Annotated in this window: 16 protein-coding genes; 7 read left to right on the top strand and 9 right to left on the bottom strand. The window is 35.0% G+C overall.

All coding sequences use genetic code 11. The features are described from left to right. Positions 1–94: 94 nt before the first annotated feature. The 3 genes from prfA to LNQ81_RS12140 all read left to right on the top strand — a co-directional run bounded on the left by prfA (position 95) and on the right by LNQ81_RS12140 (position 2,862). Entirely contained in the window at positions 95–1,168 is a 1,074-nt protein-coding gene (prfA, locus tag LNQ81_RS12130) for a peptide chain release factor 1 (RefSeq protein ID WP_229947056.1), read from the top strand. A 75-nt stretch (positions 1,169–1,243) separates the two neighbouring features. Then, positions 1,244–2,065, top strand: coding sequence for an orotidine-5'-phosphate decarboxylase (gene pyrF / locus LNQ81_RS12135; RefSeq protein WP_229947058.1), 822 nt, complete (start codon positions 1,244–1,246; stop codon positions 2,063–2,065). Further along, positions 2,062–2,862, top strand: coding sequence for an ABC transporter substrate-binding protein (locus LNQ81_RS12140; protein WP_229947059.1), 801 nt, complete (start codon positions 2,062–2,064; stop codon positions 2,860–2,862). The genes pyrF and LNQ81_RS12140 overlap by 4 nt, the downstream gene beginning before the upstream one ends. A 225-nt stretch (positions 2,863–3,087) precedes the next feature. On the opposite strand, the gene LNQ81_RS12145 is transcribed toward LNQ81_RS12140, so the two are convergent. Both LNQ81_RS12145 and LNQ81_RS12150 read right to left on the bottom strand, forming a co-directional pair. After that, entirely contained in the window at positions 3,088–3,879 is a 792-nt protein-coding gene (locus LNQ81_RS12145; RefSeq protein WP_229947061.1) for a DUF4197 domain-containing protein, read from the bottom strand. Positions 3,880–3,890: 11 nt separating this feature from the next. Next, complete coding sequence (locus tag LNQ81_RS12150; RefSeq protein ID WP_229947063.1) at positions 3,891–4,424, bottom strand: DUF7935 family protein; 534 nt, start codon at positions 4,422–4,424, stop codon at positions 3,891–3,893. Between the two features lie 122 nt (positions 4,425–4,546). Here LNQ81_RS12150 and LNQ81_RS12155 point away from each other — a divergent pair, with 122 nt between their 5' ends. From LNQ81_RS12155 to sucC, 3 genes are all read left to right on the top strand, one after another. Then, positions 4,547–6,883, top strand: a complete 2,337-nt coding sequence (locus LNQ81_RS12155; protein WP_229947065.1) for an ATP-dependent helicase — start codon at positions 4,547–4,549, stop codon at positions 6,881–6,883. Positions 6,884–6,912: 29 nt separating this feature from the next. Next, a complete protein-coding gene (locus LNQ81_RS12160; RefSeq protein WP_229947068.1) occupies positions 6,913–7,533 on the top strand; it encodes an L-threonylcarbamoyladenylate synthase in 621 nt (206 codons plus the stop codon). Between the two features lie 143 nt (positions 7,534–7,676). Further along, positions 7,677–8,870 (top strand): ADP-forming succinate--CoA ligase subunit beta, encoded by a 1,194-nt coding sequence (sucC, locus tag LNQ81_RS12165; RefSeq protein WP_229947071.1) that lies wholly within the window; start codon positions 7,677–7,679, stop codon positions 8,868–8,870. 124 nt (positions 8,871–8,994) lie between these two features. Here sucC and LNQ81_RS12170 read toward each other — a convergent pair whose 3' ends face one another. The 3 genes from LNQ81_RS12170 to LNQ81_RS12180 all read right to left on the bottom strand — a co-directional run bounded on the left by LNQ81_RS12170 (position 8,995) and on the right by LNQ81_RS12180 (position 12,782). Further along, positions 8,995–9,426 (bottom strand): DUF1456 family protein, encoded by a 432-nt coding sequence (locus LNQ81_RS12170; RefSeq protein ID WP_229947073.1) that lies wholly within the window; start codon positions 9,424–9,426, stop codon positions 8,995–8,997. A gap of 32 nt (positions 9,427–9,458) precedes the next feature. Beyond that, positions 9,459–11,444 (bottom strand): excinuclease ABC subunit UvrB, encoded by a 1,986-nt coding sequence (gene uvrB / locus LNQ81_RS12175; protein ID WP_229947077.1) that lies wholly within the window; start codon positions 11,442–11,444, stop codon positions 9,459–9,461. A gap of 96 nt (positions 11,445–11,540) precedes the next feature. Further along, the gene (locus tag LNQ81_RS12180) at positions 11,541–12,782 is read right to left on the bottom strand and encodes an OmpA family protein (RefSeq protein WP_229947079.1); all 1,242 of its coding nucleotides are present in this window, start codon (positions 12,780–12,782) and stop codon (positions 11,541–11,543) included. Positions 12,783–12,947: 165 nt separating this feature from the next. Here LNQ81_RS12180 and LNQ81_RS12185 point away from each other — a divergent pair, with 165 nt between their 5' ends. Next, positions 12,948–13,373: an NUDIX domain-containing protein gene (locus LNQ81_RS12185; protein WP_229947081.1), complete on the top strand. Its 426-nt coding sequence runs from the start codon at positions 12,948–12,950 to the stop codon at positions 13,371–13,373. 23 nt (positions 13,374–13,396) lie between these two features. Here LNQ81_RS12185 and LNQ81_RS12190 read toward each other — a convergent pair whose 3' ends face one another. From LNQ81_RS12190 to LNQ81_RS12205, 4 genes are all read right to left on the bottom strand, one after another. Then, on the bottom strand, positions 13,397–13,678 hold the full coding sequence (locus LNQ81_RS12190) for a DUF3817 domain-containing protein (RefSeq protein ID WP_229947083.1): 282 nt from the start codon (positions 13,676–13,678) through the stop codon (positions 13,397–13,399). A 108-nt stretch (positions 13,679–13,786) separates the two neighbouring features. Continuing rightward, positions 13,787–14,158: a hypothetical protein gene (locus LNQ81_RS12195; RefSeq protein WP_229947085.1), complete on the bottom strand. Its 372-nt coding sequence runs from the start codon at positions 14,156–14,158 to the stop codon at positions 13,787–13,789. Between the two features lie 256 nt (positions 14,159–14,414). Further along, the gene (locus LNQ81_RS12200) at positions 14,415–16,208 is read right to left on the bottom strand and encodes an acyl-CoA dehydrogenase family protein (protein WP_229947087.1); all 1,794 of its coding nucleotides are present in this window, start codon (positions 16,206–16,208) and stop codon (positions 14,415–14,417) included. A gap of 33 nt (positions 16,209–16,241) precedes the next feature. After that, the gene (locus LNQ81_RS12205; protein ID WP_229947088.1) at positions 16,242–17,423 is read right to left on the bottom strand and encodes an acetyl-CoA C-acyltransferase; all 1,182 of its coding nucleotides are present in this window, start codon (positions 17,421–17,423) and stop codon (positions 16,242–16,244) included. Positions 17,424–17,435 lie beyond the last annotated feature (12 nt).

Here is a 17,435-nt window from a genome sequence, read left to right on the forward strand (position 1 = left end):
TAACTACTTTTGTAGTGTAATTGAAGAGGAGTATGATAAAATATTCCTCTTTTTTTTTACCTTTGCAAACCAAATAAATTATCTATTTTAGGATATGTTAGATAGACTACAAATTATTAAGCAACGTTTTGACGAAGTTTCTGACTTGATTATTCAGCCAGATGTTATAGCTGATCAAAAACGTTACGTACAGTTAAATAAAGAATATAAAGATTTAAAACAGCTAGTTGAGAAACGCGCTGAATATGTAACTCTTAAAGGTAATATGGATGAGGCTAATGAGATATTAGCTGATGGAAGTGATGCTGAGATGGTGGAGATGGCTAAGATGCAGTTAGACGAAGCTAAAGGACGTTTGCCAGAATTAGAAGAAGAGATTAAATTCTTATTGATACCAAAGGACCCTGAGGATGCTAAGAACGTAATGGTAGAGGTACGTGCTGGTACAGGTGGTGATGAGGCGAGTATCTTCGCAGGAGATTTATTCAGAATGTATACTAAATACTGTGAAGGTAGAGGATGGAGAACATCTGTAGTAGATGTGAATGAAGGAACTTCAGGAGGATATAAAGAGGTAATCTTTGAGGTAACAGGAGAGGATGTTTATGGTACATTAAAGTATGAAGCTGGAGTACATCGTGTACAGCGTGTTCCTCAAACGGAGACGCAAGGACGTGTACATACATCAGCAGCGACTGTAATGGTATTACCAGAAGCAGAAGAGTTCGATGTGCAGATAGATATGAATGATGTTCGTATTGACTTTTTCTGTTCATCAGGACCTGGAGGTCAGTCTGTAAATACAACTAAATCAGCTGTACGTATGACGCATATTCCTACAGGACTGGTAGCTCAATGTCAGGATGAGAAATCTCAACACAAAAACAAAGACAAAGCTTTAACTGTATTGCGTTCTCGTTTATACGAGATGGAGTTGGCGAAAAAACAAGCAGAAGATGCCACTAAACGTTCTTCTCAAGTAAGTAGTGGTGATAGATCTGCTAAGATTAGAACCTATAACTACCCTCAAGGACGTGTAACTGATCACCGTATAGGACTTACATTATATGATCTAGATGGTGTAATGAATGGAAATATTCAGAAAGTTATCGATGAGTTACAATTAGTAAGTAATACAGAGAAATTAAAAGAAGGAGACGTTTATTAATCGTCTTTATTAAATATTATAAACCACACTTGCTTATGTATAGTGTGGTTTTTTTTAAACTACAACTGCTGCACAATGACTACACAACAATTAATAGAGCAAATCAGAGTAAAGAAATCTTTTCTATGCGTAGGATTAGATGTTGATTTAGATAAGATACCTAGTTTTTTATTAAAAGAGGAAGATCCTATATTTAGTTTTAATAAGGCAATTATAGATGCAACTCATCAATATGCTGTCGCTTATAAGCCCAATATTGCATTTTATGAGGCTTATGGTATTAAGGGATGGATGTCACTAAACAAGACGATAGAGTATATTAATGAGTATTATCCAGAGCTATATACTATAGCAGATGCAAAGCGTGGAGATATCGGAAATACTGCTTCTATGTATGCGAAGGCATTCTTTGAGGATATGTCGTTTGATAGTGTTACTGTAGCTCCTTATATGGGGAAAGATTCGGTAGAGCCTTTCTTGGCTTTTAAAGATAAGCATACGATACTATTAGCATTAACTTCTAATAAAGGAGCTTTTGATTTTCAGACCAAAGAGGTGGATGGTAAACCGCTTTATCAGCAAGTATTAGAGACTTCTCAAGAGTATGAAAATGCAGAAAACCTAATGTATGTGGTAGGAGCAACAAAAGCAGAATACTTTGAGGAAATTAGAAAAATAGTACCTGATAGTTTCTTATTAGTACCTGGAGTAGGAGCTCAAGGAGGAAACTTACAAGATGTATGCAAATACGGATTAAATAAAAATGTAGGATTACTAATCAATTCATCTAGAGGAATTATCTTTGCATCACAGGCGGAAGATTTTGCAGAGAAAGCAGGATTAGAAGCTAAGGCTATCCAGATAGAAATGGAAGAGATATTAAATAAAATGGTATGATAGTATTAAAAGATCAGATAGGGCAAGAGCATCACTTCGAAAATGTACCCAAGAGAATAATTTCGTTAGTTCCATCACAGACAGAAACATTATGTGATTTGGGATTAGAAGATGAAATTAAGGGGATAACTAAGTTCTGTGTACACCCTTATCACTTAGGAGTAGTAAAAATAAAAGTAGGTGGAACTAAGAAGGTGCATGTAGAAAAGATAAAGGCACTTAATCCTGATATTATTATCGCTAATAAAGAGGAGAATACACTTGAGATCGTTGAAAGTCTTAAGGGGATATGTCCTGTTTGGGTAACTGATGTAGTTACTTTAGAAGATAATAAGCAAATGATTGAAGACTTCGGTGTATTGTTTAATAAAAGAACAGAAGCCAAAAAATGGAATGACAAGATTGACTTCGCGATTAAGGACTTTATGTCTTTCATCAGTACAAGAGAGCAGCAGACATCGGCTTACTTTATCTGGAGAGAGCCTTATATGGCGGCTGGAGACAATACGTTTATCAATACGCTGATGACACTAAATAAGTTTGCGAATGTATATGCTAATAAGGAAGGAAGATATCCAGAGGTAGAGATTAGAAAAATGAGAATACAGGGGGATCCCGAATTAGTGTTTTTGTCTTCTGAGCCTTATCCGTTTAAAGAAGAGCATGCGTTTGAGATAGGTAGATGTTCCCATCATGCAAAAACGATATTTGTAGATGGTGAAATGTTCTCATGGCACGGTACCCATTTACACAATGCATTTGACTATTTTAAACAGATACACAAGCGATTAGAATAAGTAGAATTAGGTTTTTGGCTGATTCTGGGTTTAACCCAATGTACTATAAATAAAAAGCCGAGTAGTGAAACTACTCGGCTTTTTTTAACTAACCCTAACTGTTATGAAATCAATCATTTTAATACAGCAAATATCAAAAAAAATTCTCAATAGGAGAGTTAATTGAATGTTATAATAATGTTATTTTTATTTTTTTGTACAAAAAACAATAATTAGTATAGTTGTTTAGTTGTTTTTGTGCTTATTTATCAATTGTTTCTTGGTAGAATTGTTTGATGTGTTATTTTTGGTTGAGTTTGTTATATTATCTTGAATTGCGAATACGTCTTTTAGTAATTTCGTATTTCTAGCTCCACCTATATTTTCTCTAATATTATTCTCTTCAATAGATATCATTTTAAATACTCCATCCATTGTTTGGGTTGTGATATAGTCTGTTAAATTAGTATTAACAGGAGATACTAAAGGAAGTGCGTTATACGTAGTTGACATTTTTTCCCAAATTACATCAGCGCCTACATCTGATAGTGAAGATTGAATTACAGGGTTAAATTTGTCATAAAGACTTTTAGTAGTACTTTTCTTTAAGTAATCAGTTGCTGCAGATTTACCTCCAATTAATATATCTTTAGCATCGCTAAAAGTCATGTTTTTAACAGCATCTACAAAAATAGGAGTAGCTTCTTTGACAGCACTTTCTGCTGCGCGATTGATTAAAGTAGTGCCTTGATCAGCTAAACTTCCCATTCCCATTCTTTTTAAAGCTTTTTCAACTTTTTTAAACTCCTCTGGCATAGCGATTTTAACTAACTCATTTTTTAAGAAACCATCAGGTTGAGACAATTTGCTAACTTGATCAGCGATTCCTTTATCTAGGGCTTCTTTAAGTCCGTTAGCTACTTTATCTTGAGTGATGTTATTGATAAGATTATTTGTTTTTTTGCTTTGAGCATTAACGATTGGGGAATTGGCTAAAGCACATATCATCAATGCAGTAGCAATCATTGTTTTTTTCATAGTGTTTTTTATTATTTTGTAATTGTATTTGCTTCTAGTTTTACTGCTTTTCTAACGACATCTAGTTTTTGTTCTATTTGAATCGTTTTGGTTATTAAAGCCTGTCTTAATTGTGTTGCGTCCAGTATGTTTGGATTAGCACCAGTTAGTTGAATTAGTTCAGTAATATCATTTTTAGTTTGTACTAATATTTGCCAAAGCTCTGTGCTTACATAAACTTGTTGTGAAACATTGTAGTCAAATTCCTGTTCTAAATGCGTAATCAGATTGATAAGGTAAAGATTCTTATCCTCAGCGTTTGGATTTACTCTAAGAACAAGTTTCTTTAGGTCTATTCGCTCCACAAGAATGACCAAGCGTTCAAAAGCTTGTAGTTTCAACGCTTGTATATCTACAGTACTTTGAGACTTTAATTGTTCTAATAGGTAAAGGTCTTTTCTGGTTTGTTTCTCCAGTATTTTATTAAAAGCCATGTACGCTATACCTGCCGTGACTAGCGCAGGAAATGTATATGCGACTAGCTGTAGTATTAAATCTATACTCATTGCGATTTTTTTTTAAACAAAAGTATGGAATATTCTGTTTTAAGTGCTAATTTTTATAGCAGTAAAAAACTTGTTATAAAGGTATAGTAATTGTAATTTTGACACTTTCGAGTAAATTAGATATGCAAAATTATATAGATCAGTTAAATGAGGCTCAAAGAGCGCCTGTACTTCAAAAAGAAGGACCAATGATAGTAATCGCTGGAGCAGGATCAGGGAAAACGAGGGTTTTGACTTTACGTATAGCTTATTTAATGCACCAAGGAGTGGATGCATTTAATATCTTATCACTGACTTTTACTAATAAAGCAGCTCGTGAAATGAAAGTTAGGATTGCACAGATAGTTGGTAGTTCTGAGGCAAAGAACTTGTGGATGGGTACATTTCACTCTGTATTTGCAAAAATACTACGAGCTGAGGCTGATAAATTAGGCTATCCAAGTAATTTTACTATCTATGATTCTCAGGATAGTCAGCGTCTTATAAGTCAGATTATTAAGGAAATGCAATTAGATAGGGATATCTATAAACCTAAAGAGATATTAAGTAGAATATCTTCATATAAGAATAGTTTAGTAACGGTTAAGGCTTATTATAATAATCCAGAACTTCAGGAGGCTGATGCGATGAGTAAAAGACCGCGTATTGGAGAAATATATGGGAATTATGTAGAGCGCTGTTTTAAGTCAGGTGCAATGGACTTTGATGACTTATTATTAAAGACCAATGAGTTGCTTACTCGTTTTCCAGATGTGTTGTCAAAATATCAAAATAGATTTAAATATATCTTAGTAGATGAGTACCAAGATACAAACCACTCACAGTATTTAATTGTAAGAGCGTTGTCAGATCGCTTTCAGAATATTTGTGTGGTAGGAGATGATGCTCAGAGTATCTATGCCTTTAGAGGGGCAAATATTAACAATATATTGAACTTCCAGAAAGATTATGAAGGGGTGCAAACGTATCGACTAGAACAGAATTATCGTTCTTCTAGAAATATAGTAGAGGCGGCGAACTCTGTTATCGATAACAATAAGGTGAAGTTAGATAAAGTAGTATGGACTGCTAATGATAATGGACCAAAAATAAAAGTACACCGATCTTTAACAGATGGAGAGGAAGGACGTTTTGTAGCGTCAACAATCTTTGAAGAAAGAATGCAGAATCAAAAGAACAATAGTGATTTTGCTATTTTATATAGAACCAATGCGCAGTCACGTGCGATGGAGGATGCCCTGCGTAAAAAAGATATCCCTTATCGCATATATGGAGGATTGTCGTTCTATCAACGCAAAGAAATCAAGGATGTATTATGTTACTTAAGATTAGTGATTAATCCCAAGGATGAAGAGGCGCTAGTGCGTGTGATAAATTATCCTGCTAGAGGTATTGGAAATACTACAATGGATAAATTAACTATAGCAGCTAATCACTATAAGCGTTCGATATTTGAAGTTATAGAGCATATCGATAAAATCGACTTGAAGATTACTGCAGGAACGCGTAATAAGTTGAGTGACTTTAGCAATATGGTTAAGGCGTTTCAAGCATTAGAAACAACAATGGATGCCTATCAGTTAACAGAGCATATCGTGAAGAAGACTGGACTGGTACAAGAGATGCGAAAAGATACTACACCTGAGGGGATCACTCGTATGGAAAATATAGAGGAACTTCTAAATGGTATTAAAGACTTTATCGATGGGCAGAAAGAAGTGGACGGTGCTAGGGGAGCTTTAAGTGAGTTCATGGAAGATGTGGCATTAGCTACGGATTTAGATAAAGATACAGGAGATGATGATAGAGTAGCGTTAATGACTATTCACTTGGCTAAGGGGCTTGAGTTTCCTACGGTATTCTGTGTAGGGATGGAGGAAGATTTGTTTCCAAGTGCGATGAGTATGAATACAAGAAGTGAGTTAGAAGAGGAGAGAAGGTTGTTTTATGTGGCACTAACTCGTGCAGAGCATCAGGCATATCTTACTTATGCTCAATCTAGATATAGATGGGGTAAATTAGTAGATAGTGATCCTTCGCGCTTTATAGAAGAGGTCAAGGATGAATATCTAGAGTATTTGACTCCTGTAGAGACAAACTATAGGTATAAGCCGACGATTAATGCAGATATTTTTGGTGATGTAGATAAGAGTAAACTGCGATTAACTAAACCTGTAGGAGGTACTCCACCTGCTTACGTTACAGATAATGAAGAACCAAGAGAGAATCGAAATATTAGGAAACTAAAACCAGTAGATGCTTCAAGTGCTAAAGTGACCAGTTTGACAAATGGGAATCAAGATTTAGTGGTGGGACAAACTGTAATGCATGAGCGCTTTGGGAAAGGAGTTATTATAGGATTAGAAGGAATGGGGGCGGATAAGAAAGCAGAAATTAAATTCGATGTAGGTGGAATCAAAAAACTACTTCTGAGATTTGCTAAGCTTCAAGTTTTATAGTAAATTTAAGTAAACTAATAATAGTAAGTATGTCACAGTTTATAAAAATCTATCCTGAGAATCCAAGTGAAAAAGAGATAGATAAAGTAGTAAAGGTATTAAGAGATGGAGGATTAGTTATCTATCCAACAGATACCGTATATGGGTTGGGATGTGATATTTCGAATTCAAAAGCTTTAGAGAAGATAGCCAAGATAAAAGGGGTTAAGTTAGAGAAAGCTAACTTTTCTTTTATATGTCATGATTTGAGCAATATTTCAACTTATGTGAAACAAATAGATACATCTACGTTTAAAATACTTAAAAAGGCATTGCCAGGTCCATATACATTCATTCTACCAGGTAATAATGACTTGCCTAAGGATTTTAAGAAGAAAAAAACAGTAGGTATTCGTGTTCCTGATAATAATATTGCACGAGAGATAGTGCGAAAATTAGGTAATCCTATAGTGTCTACTTCTATCTACGATGAAGATGAAATACTGGAGTATACTACCGATCCTGAATTAATCTTCGAGAAATGGCAGAATATTGTCGATTTAGTTATAGATGGAGGGTATGGAAATAATGAAGCTTCAACAGTAATCGATCTCTCAGGAGAGGAACCAGAAGTTATCAGAGTTGGTAAAGGAGATACTGATATCTTCTAAAAGAATAGATTAAAATTAAAGAATAAATAATTAACAAGGTTAATTTATAGTTACAAAGTATATAACCTTAATTAAATTAGGGTTTTTCAAACTGAATTGTTATTTTTGTAACTGTTTAAATTAAAAGCTAAACGTATCACACTATGAATTTACATGAATTTCAAGGTAAAGAAATATTAGCTAGCTACGGTGTAAGAGTACAACGTGGATTAGTAGCTAACAACGCGGAAGAAGCAGTTGAAAAAGCAAAACAACTTACAGAAGAAACTGGAACAAGTTGGTATGTAATTAAAGCTCAAATCCATGCAGGAGGAAGAGGTAAAGGAGGAGGAGTTAAGTTGGCTAAAAACTTAGACGAAGTAAAAACAATCGCTGGTAACATTATCGGTATGGATTTAATTACTCCGCAAACTCCACCAGAAGGTAAAAAAGTTAATCGCGTATTAGTTGCTGAGGACGTTTACTACCCAGGAGAAAGTGAAGTTAGTGAGTTTTACATGTCAGTATTACTTGATAGAGCTAAAGGACGTAACATGATTATGTATTCTACTGAAGGTGGAATGGATATCGAAGAAGTTGCTGAAAATACTCCACACTTAATCTTTAAAGAAGAAATTGATCCTGCTGTAGGATTACAAGGATTCCAAGCTAGAAGAATTGCTTTTAACTTAGGATTATCTGGAAATGCACACAAAGAAATGGTTAAGTTCGTAGATGCTTTATACAAAGCATATATCGGAAGTGACTCTTCTATGTTTGAGATCAACCCAGTATTAAAAACTTCAGATAACATGATTTTAGCTGTTGATGCAAAAGTTACTCTTGATGATAACGCATTATACAGACAAAAAACATACGCTGAATACAGAGATACAACTGAAGAAAGACCAATCGAAGTAGAAGCTAAAGAAGCTGGATTAAACTACGTAGATTTAGATGGTACTGTAGGATGTATGGTTAACGGAGCTGGATTAGCAATGGCTACTATGGATTTAATTAAGTATGCTGGTTTCGAGCCTGCTAACTTCTTAGACGTAGGAGGAACTGCTGATGCTAAACGTGTTGAAATCGCTTTCCGTATTATCTTAAAAGATCCTAACGTAAAAGCTATCTTAATTAACATCTTCGGAGGAATCGTTCGTTGTGACCGTGTTGCTCAAGGTGTAGTTGATGCATACAAAAACATGGGAGATGATATTAAAGTGCCAATCATTGTTCGTTTACAAGGAACAAATGCTGAATTAGCAAAAGAAATCATTGACCAATCAGGTATGCCAATCTTATCTGCTATCGCTTTCCAAGAAGCTGCAGACCAAGTTAAAGTTGCTTTATCATAATTGATTTAAAAGTTATAGGAAAAGGCGAACTCATTTGAGTTCGCCTTTTTTATTGTATTTGTTCTGTCGTGTAAGGGTAGAGGGAAATAAAAAAGCTATTCAATAAACTGAATAGCTTTTTTTATTATTTTGATTTTTTACCATTATTAAATTTAATTCCTGCTAAAGGAGATTTAGGTAAGTCCTTTTTGTTAAAAGTACTTTTCTTTTTATTGTCTGCAGATTTGTTAGCAGGTTTAGCGTAAGATTTGCCTTTACTTTCAGTCTTCTTCTGTTCTTTAAAGGGTTTTACTTCTGCTTTATTAGAGGTAAGTACTTCTGTTGGATTTTTAGGATTTTCTTTCGTTCCTCTTAAGTGGATAACTAATCCGTTTAAGAAGTTTCTAAGAATCTGATCTCCACATTCTACGTATTTAGGATGATCCTCATTTCTAAATAGACTTCCAACTTCAGCTTTCGAAATTCTAAAATCAACTAACTCTAGAATTTCTACTATTTGATCGTCGCGTAATTGTAAAGCGACTCTCAGTTTCTTTAATATATCGTTATTGTTCATTCAATGTCTTTTTGCAAAGGTAATTAAAATATCTACAGTTTGTCTTTTAAAGCTTTTATTTCATCTCTTAATCGAGCTGCATTTAGAAAATCAAGATCTTTAGCTGCTTTTTCCATGTCTTTTCTTTTCGTTCTAATAATCTTTTCAATATCAGCTTTAGTTTTGTACTTCAGAGTTTCTTCTGTAGCTTGAAGAATAGATTCTTTTTGTAAATCTTCATAAGAGGCTTTGACTAATTCACTAGAGATCTTCTTTACAATAGCTGTTGGTGTAATGTTATTGTTTTTATTAAAGTTCATTTGCTTCTCACGTCTATAGTTGGTTTCGTCTATAGTACGTTGCATACTAGCGGTGATTTTATCCGCATACATGATAGCGCGGCCATTAACGTTTCTAGCAGCTCTACCAACTGTTTGGGTAAGAGATCTATGACTTCGTAAGAAACCTTCTTTATCAGCATCTAATATCGCTACAAGAGATACTTCAGGTAAGTCAAGTCCTTCTCTTAGTAAGTTAACTCCAATTAGTACATCGAATAGCCCTTTACGTAGGTCTTGCATAATCTCAACACGTTCTAATGTATCTACATCAGAGTGTATATATCTACATCTAATCCCTACACGGGTGAAGTATTTAGCTAATTCTTCAGCCATGCGCTTGGTTAGAGTTGTAACAAGGATTCTCTCATCTTTTTCTACTCTCTTGTGAATTTCTTCAATCAAATCATCTATTTGATTTTCTGTAGGTTTTATTTCGATAATCGGATCTAATAGACCTGTAGGTCGTATTAATTGCTCTACATAGACTCCTTCTGATTTTTGTAGTTCATAATCAGCAGGTGTAGCTGATACATAAACGACTTGATTTTGCATAGCTTCAAATTCTTCAAACTTAAGTGGTCTATTGTCAAGTGCGGCAGGTAGTCTAAAACCGTATTCTACTAGATTCTCTTTACGTGACCTATCTCCTCCATACATTGCGTGTACTTGGGATACTGTTACGTGGCTCTCGTCTATTACCATTAAGTAGTCATCAGGAAAGTAATCAATCAAACAGAAAGGACGTGTTCCTTGTTCTCTACCATCTAAGTATCTTGAGTAGTTCTCAATTCCTGAACAGTACCCTAACTCTCTAATCATTTCAAGATCGAAATTAGTACGTTCTTCTAGGCGTTTAGCTTCAAGGTGTTTTCCTATTTCTTTAAAGTAATCTACTTGTTTGACTAGGTCTTGTTGTATTTCCCATATAGCGGCCTGTAATACATCAGGTGATGTAACAAACATATTAGCAGGATAGATTGTAAGATTAGTGTATTTTTCAATAACTGCTGAAGTACTTGGATTGAAAACCTCAATATCTTCTATCTCATCTCCAAAGAAGTGTATTCTAAAAGGATTATCAGCATAACTAGGAAATACCTCTACTGTATCGCCTTTTATTCTAAATGTACCAGCAGTAAACTCAACTTCTGTTCTTGCATACAAGCTTTGTACTAAACGATGTAATAGTTTAGTTCTGCTTATTTGTTGATCTACTTCTAGTGCAATAACATTCTTTTGAAACTCTACTGGATTTCCGATACCATATAGACAAGAAACAGAAGCTACCACTATAATATCTCTTCTTCCTGATAGTAGGGCAGAGGTAGTGCTTAGTCGCATCTTTTCAAGCTCTTCGTTGATAGATAGGTCTTTTTCTATATAAGTACCTGTAACAGGTAAGAAAGCCTCAGGTTGATAGTAGTCGTAGTAAGATACGAAGTACTCGACCGCATTGTTTGGGAAAAAGCTTTTAAACTCTGTATATAATTGAGCTGCAAGCGTTTTATTGTGTGCTAGAATTAGAGTAGGTCTGTTGACTTCTTTAATTACATTAGCTATAGTAAAAGTTTTTCCAGAACCAGTAACACCAACTAATGTTTGATATTTTTCATCTGCATTGATTCCGTCTGCTAGTTTTTTTATAGCTTGAGGCTGGTCACCAGTAGGGCTGTATTCTGAATTTAGATTAAATTTCATAGTTGCTTAAATAAGTAATGCAAAGTTACTTATTATAAACAAAAAAAGCGCAAGAATAATCTTGCGCTTTAATATGATTAAAATTGAATTCTAAAATTAGTTAATTTTGAAAACAACTTTTCTTGCAATTCTACGAGCTGCAGCTGAATCTTTAGATACTGCATCATCAATTCCGTTTCCTTTAGCAGAAACTTTAGAAGCAGAAACTCCAGATTTAACTAAGATATCTTTAACAGCATTTGCACGTCTTTCAGATAACTTGTTGTTGTAAGATTTGTTTCCTACTGCATCAGCATATCCAAGAACTTCTACAGAAGCATTAGGATTAGCTTTTAAGTAGTTAACGATGAAGTTGATTCCGTCAACGTTTGATGGTTGAGATTTATCAAAGTCAAAGTAAGCAGCTACATATCCTTTGTTGATTAATTCTTTAATCATGTTAGCATCTCCAGTGTTAGCTACAGCTTTCTCTGGTTGATTACCATATTTCTCAGCAATGTATGCTTCGATGTTATCAGCGATACCATTGTTGTTTTTATCGATATTTCTACCTCTAGAATCAACTAAAGCACCAGCTGGAGTATTAGGCTCTAAGTCTAGGTAATCAGCTACACCGTCTCCATCAGAGTCAACAAGCATACCTTCGATTTTAGAAACTCTTCCTTCGATTTCACCTAACAATTTGTTGTCTTCTTCTTCAGCAACATACCAGTCAGCATGTTGTCCGTTTTTACCTAAATAGATAGAAACTCCAACAGAAGCATTAAACATAGTACCTTGAGCGATTGAACGATTTGTAGCGTTTAATCCGTCCCAAGTATTGTTTTGTTGTAAACTTTGAATAACTGTGAAGTCAGCGTTTAAAGCAACACGTGGGTGAACTTTAATTTGTCCAGTTAAACCAGCCATTAAGTGTCCCATGTTGTCAGTTCCTTCTAACTTATCTCCATTCATCCAAGAGTAACCTCCCCCTGCGTGAGCTTGTACGTTTAATACTTTAGTCCAAGATTCGAAGTTTAAAAGTCTTCCAACGTTAACAACCCCTTCTAAGCTTGTTCTGTAGTGGTTTGTGTTTAAGTCAGCATCATTAGTCCAGTTGTCTAATTTATCATAGCCAAAAGAAGCTTTAATACCAAACTTATTGTTTAAACTGTAACGTACACCTCCATCTAAGTGTAAGTTTTTGAAAGTCTCAGCTGTGTATCCTGAAGATAAAACTCTTGCAGGTTTAGCAAATCCTCCATTTAAGTCAATAGACCATTTGTTGTAAGGACTTTGAGCATGAACAGCACCAAAAGCTAATACAGAAGCCAATAACGGTAATGTTAATTTTTTCATAGTTGTCTTTTTAATTTCCATTAAATGTGATCTAAAATAATCACACTATTTACTAATCGCTTATGGAGCAAATATACGGTAAAGATTTGTAATAGAAACAGAAATTTACTTTTTTTTGTAAAAAGTGATATATTTTTTACTTTTGTTTCATAAAAGATATATAATATGGGATATGTTTCAAAGATATTCGTTACAGTAGATGTTGTTTTGTTTAAAAAATCTTCAAGTAATTCACATGTTTTATTAATAAAGCGCAAAAATGAACCATTTCGCGATTATTGGGCTCTACCTGGGGGCTTTGTAGACGAAAATGAGGATTTAGTTGTCGCTGCTAAGCGTGAATTAGTTGAGGAAACATCAATAGCGGTTAACGAGTTAGTACAAATTAAAGCTTATGGCAAGCCTTTTAGAGATCCGAGATCACATATGGTTACTGTTGCTTTCTATGGTGAGGTAGCAGGGGATATTGTTGGTAAAGCTGCTGATGATGCTAAAGAGTTAGCTTGGTTTAATATAGATGAATTGCCTGATTTGGCATTTGATCATTTAGATATTGTTACAGATGCGATATCGCTGCATAAAAAAAGGTAAGTCTAATTAGACTTACCTTTTTTTTATGCTTTACTTTCTAGTAATCTCTTTTCCATTACAAAAGTCCCAAAAGGAATGATTGATGCAATACAAATTAATCCATATTTCTTCAAACTCCATTTTTCATCTCCTTTAAGTACAGTTGCCATTACTATATATAGTATGAATAACACTCCGTGTCCCATTCCTACTATTCTTACCATCTCTGGTTGTTCCCAGATATACTTTAATGGCATAGCGATAAAAAGTAGCGCTAGTAATGATAGTCCCTCTAGTAGGGCTACGATTTTAAATAATTTAAGCATCCTTGTTGAATTAGAAGTTTTAAGTATGCTAATATACTTTTATTATGAGAACAAAAAAAGCCTAACAAGAATTCTGTTAGGCTTTTGTGTTATGATTAACATTTATAATTAGAAAGCTAATAAGCGAGTGTTGTAGTCTCTTAAATCTTCTAAGTTATGTTTATTATCGATGTCTTTGTATAAAGATAATAAATACTGTAAGCTTTCTAAATCATTTTTAGCTTCTTGCTCTGATTTAGTAGCTCCTTCTTCTTCCTCTTCAACTGGTTCATCAGAAGGAATTGCAATTAAAAATGCATTGTTGTTTTGAATGTGTTCGTATGCTAAGCGGATAGACTTAACTAACACAGGTTTCTCTTCAAGTAAAGCAAATTCTCTAAGTTTTTGTAAATCTGCTACAATGTTTTCTACAACAAGACCATCAGCAATTAGATCTGATTGAATCTTTTTAATCAATTTTAAAGCATTTGCGTTTTCCACAGTAAATATCTTTTAAGTATAAAAAATTATGGTGCAAAAGTAATCTTTTTAGATGATTATAGTGAAATAAAAGATGAAATATTTTGATTGTTTTTATATAAAATACTTTATATGTGATTGTTAAGTTGTGTTTTGTTTCTACTCTGGTCTTTAAATTGGATAGTCAATGTAGTATTTAAACAAAAAACCGCCATTTTCAGAAGAAAAGTGACGGTTTTTTTCAAACAAACTAAACCAAATTGTCTGTATCCTATAATTAGAATACGTATTCGTTAGTCTCTACCAATTTAGTAGCAATAGTTTCTCTAAGTGCATTTACATTTGGTAGGTTCACATATTTTGTAAATCTGCGTAGTCCCATTAACATCACACGTTGCTCATCACCTTCGGTGAAAGAAGAGATTCCTTCTTTTCCTTTTAATCCGATGATATCTACAGCGTGATATAAGTATAATTGAGCCATAGCGATTTGTTCTTTAATATTTGCTTCTCCTTTAAGTTTAGCTAATTTCTCAGTTCTAAGGATAGCACTTTCTGCCATATAGATTTCGATTAACATATCTGAAGCAGCCATTAATAGCGCTTGGTGTTTATCCAATTCTGGTCCATATTTCTGAACTGCACTACCAGCTACCATTAAGAAAGCTTGTTTTAATTTGCTAACCATTTCTTTTTCTTCAGCAAATAATTCTGAATAATCAGGAACGTCAAAGCTTGGGATACTCATTAGTTCGTCAGCTACTTTCATAGCTGGTCCTAATAAATCTACGTGTCCTTTCATTGCTTTTTTGATTAACATACCTACAGTAAGCATACGGTTGATCTCATTAGTACCTTCATAGATACGAGAGATACGAGCATCTCTCCATGCGCTTTCCATTGGTGTGTCTTCTGAGAATCCCATACCTCCGAAGATTTGTACTCCTTCGTCTGCACAACTTTGTACATCTTCAGAAACAGCAACCTTAAGAATAGAGCATTCGATAGCGAATTCTTCCACTCCTTTTAATTCTGCTTCTTGGTGTGTATTGCCTTCTGCGATACGTTGGTTGATACGCTCTTCGATAGCTGCTGCAGCTCTATATGATGCTGCTTCACCTACATAAGCATTAGTTGCCATCTCAGCTAGTTTAGTACGGATAGCACCGAAAGATGAGATAGGTGTTTTAAACTGGATACGCTCATTAGCATATCTTACAGATTGTGTGATTAGACGACGTTGTGAGTCTAAACAAGCTGCTGCTAATTTGATACGACCTACGTTTAATGCATTCATTGCTATTTTAAAACCGTTTCCTCTTTCAGAAAGCATATTCTCTACAGGAACTTTTGTCTCACTGAAGAAAACCTGACGAGTAGAAGAAGCTCTAATGCCTAATTTGTGCTCTTCTTCTCCTAAAGTAATTCCGTTACTTGGATCGTTTTCTACGATAAATCCAGTGATATTTTTATCATCTTCGATACGCGCAAATACGATAAATACATTACAGAACCCAGCATTAGAGATCCACATTTTTTGTCCTGTGATAGAGTAGTGTTTCCTATCAGCAGATAATACTGCTTTTGTTTTTCCAGAGTTAGCATCTGATCCTGCGTCTGGCTCTGTTAAACAGTAAGCACCAAACCATTCACCTGAAGCTAATTTAGGAACGTATTTTTGTTTTTGTTCTTCGTTTCCATATAACGTAATTGGCATAGTACCAATACCTGTATGAGCACCAAAAGCTGTTGAGAAAGAACCTGTAGCTCCAGAGATGTAATCACATACTAACATTGTAGAGATGAATCCCATTTCTAACCCTCCGTAAGCTTCAGGAACTGCAACTCCTAAAAGTCCAAGTTCTCCTGCTTTACGCATAGATGATTCTGTGAATGCGTAATCTTTTTTCTCAAAGCGGTCTTTATTTGGCCATATTTCTTTGTCGATAAACTCTTTTACAGATTCACGCATCATTACTTGCTCTTCTGTGAAGTCTTCAGGAGTGAATATGTTTTCACATTTAGTTTCCTTTACTAAGAATTGACCTCCTCTAATGATATCTTTACTCATAATATATTTTTTTTTATTTTGGTTAATAGCATTCTATAATAATTCGTAGATTCCAGCAGCACCTTGTCCTGTACCGATACACATTGTAACCATTCCGTATTTAGAACCGCGGCGTTTCATCTCATCGAATAATTGCACAGATAGTTTAGCACCTGTACATCCTAGAGGGTGTCCTAGTGCGATAGCACCTCCGTTTACGTTCACGATATCTGGATTGATATCTAATTCTCTCATTACAGCTAAAGACTGAGAAGCAAACGCTTCGTTTAATTCGAACAAGTCGATGTCTTTTAGTTGTAACCCTGCTTGTTTTAGCGCTTTTGGAATTGCTTTTACAGGTCCGATTCCCATGATACGAGGTTCAACACCTGCTGCGGCATAGTTCACCATACGAGCGATAGGCTCGATGTTTAACTCTTTTACCATTTCTTCTGACATCACCATCACAAAGGCTGCACCATCACTCATTTGTGATGAGTTACCCGCCGTTACTGATCCATCAGCTGCGAACACTGGTCTAAGTTTGTTTAACGCTTCTATAGATGTACCAGCTCTTGGCCCTTCATCTTTAGTTACCGTATAAGATCTGCTATCTTTTTTACCTTTCTCATTAATGAATACCTCATTAATAGTAATTGGTACGATTTGATTGTCAAATTTACCATCTGCCTGTGCTTTAAGTGCTTTCATATGTGAGTTGTAAGCAAATACATCTTGGTCTTCACGTGAAACACCAAATTGATTAGCTACAGCTTCAGCAGTAAGTCCCATTCCCCAGTAGTAGTCTTCGTGTCCTTCTTTAGCTACGCCATAATCAGGAGTTGGTTTATATCCACCCATAGGGATATAACTCATACTCTCCGCACCACCAGCGATGATACAGTCAGCCATTCCGGCTTGTATCTTAGCTACAGCCATCCCGATAGTTTCTATTCCTGAGGCACAGTATCTGTTAACAGTTACACCAGGTACATCATCTATTTTTAATCCCATTAGAGAGATTAGACGTCCCATATTTAATCCTTGCTCTGCCTCAGGCATTGCATTACCTACCATAACATCGTCTATACGAGTCTTGTCAAATTCTGGTAGTTTACTCATTAGGTATTCGATAGTTTCAGCAGCCAGTTCATCAGGTCTTTTAAATCTGAATACACCTTTAGGCGCTTTACCCACAGCTGTTCTATATCCTTGTACTATATATGCAGTTTTCATATTTGTCTGTCG

The organism is Myroides oncorhynchi (assembly GCF_020905415.1).
Classification (GTDB): Bacteria; Bacteroidota; Bacteroidia; order Flavobacteriales; family Flavobacteriaceae; genus Flavobacterium; species Flavobacterium oncorhynchi_A.

Bases quoted from the DNA above. Each gene is read 5' to 3' on its own strand.
- prfA (WP_229947056.1), top strand. From the start codon at position 95: ATGTTAGATAGACTACAAATTATTAAGCAACGTTTTGACGAAGTTTCT.
- pyrF (WP_229947058.1), top strand. From the start codon at position 1,244: ATGACTACACAACAATTAATAGAGCAAATCAGAGTAAAGAAATCTTTT.
- LNQ81_RS12140 (WP_229947059.1), top strand. From the start codon at position 2,062: ATGATAGTATTAAAAGATCAGATAGGGCAAGAGCATCACTTCGAAAAT.
- LNQ81_RS12145 (WP_229947061.1), bottom strand. From the start codon at position 3,879: ATGAAAAAAACAATGATTGCTACTGCATTGATGATATGTGCTTTAGCC.
- LNQ81_RS12150 (WP_229947063.1), bottom strand. From the start codon at position 4,424: ATGAGTATAGATTTAATACTACAGCTAGTCGCATATACATTTCCTGCG.
- LNQ81_RS12155 (WP_229947065.1), top strand. From the start codon at position 4,547: ATGCAAAATTATATAGATCAGTTAAATGAGGCTCAAAGAGCGCCTGTA.
- LNQ81_RS12160 (WP_229947068.1), top strand. From the start codon at position 6,913: ATGTCACAGTTTATAAAAATCTATCCTGAGAATCCAAGTGAAAAAGAG.
- sucC (WP_229947071.1), top strand. From the start codon at position 7,677: ATGAATTTACATGAATTTCAAGGTAAAGAAATATTAGCTAGCTACGGT.
- LNQ81_RS12170 (WP_229947073.1), bottom strand. From the start codon at position 9,426: ATGAACAATAACGATATATTAAAGAAACTGAGAGTCGCTTTACAATTA.
- uvrB (WP_229947077.1), bottom strand. From the start codon at position 11,444: ATGAAATTTAATCTAAATTCAGAATACAGCCCTACTGGTGACCAGCCT.
- LNQ81_RS12180 (WP_229947079.1), bottom strand. From the start codon at position 12,782: ATGAAAAAATTAACATTACCGTTATTGGCTTCTGTATTAGCTTTTGGT.
- LNQ81_RS12185 (WP_229947081.1), top strand. From the start codon at position 12,948: ATGGGATATGTTTCAAAGATATTCGTTACAGTAGATGTTGTTTTGTTT.
- LNQ81_RS12190 (WP_229947083.1), bottom strand. From the start codon at position 13,678: ATGCTTAAATTATTTAAAATCGTAGCCCTACTAGAGGGACTATCATTA.
- LNQ81_RS12200 (WP_229947087.1), bottom strand. From the start codon at position 16,208: ATGAGTAAAGATATCATTAGAGGAGGTCAATTCTTAGTAAAGGAAACT.
- LNQ81_RS12205 (WP_229947088.1), bottom strand. From the start codon at position 17,423: ATGAAAACTGCATATATAGTACAAGGATATAGAACAGCTGTGGGTAAA.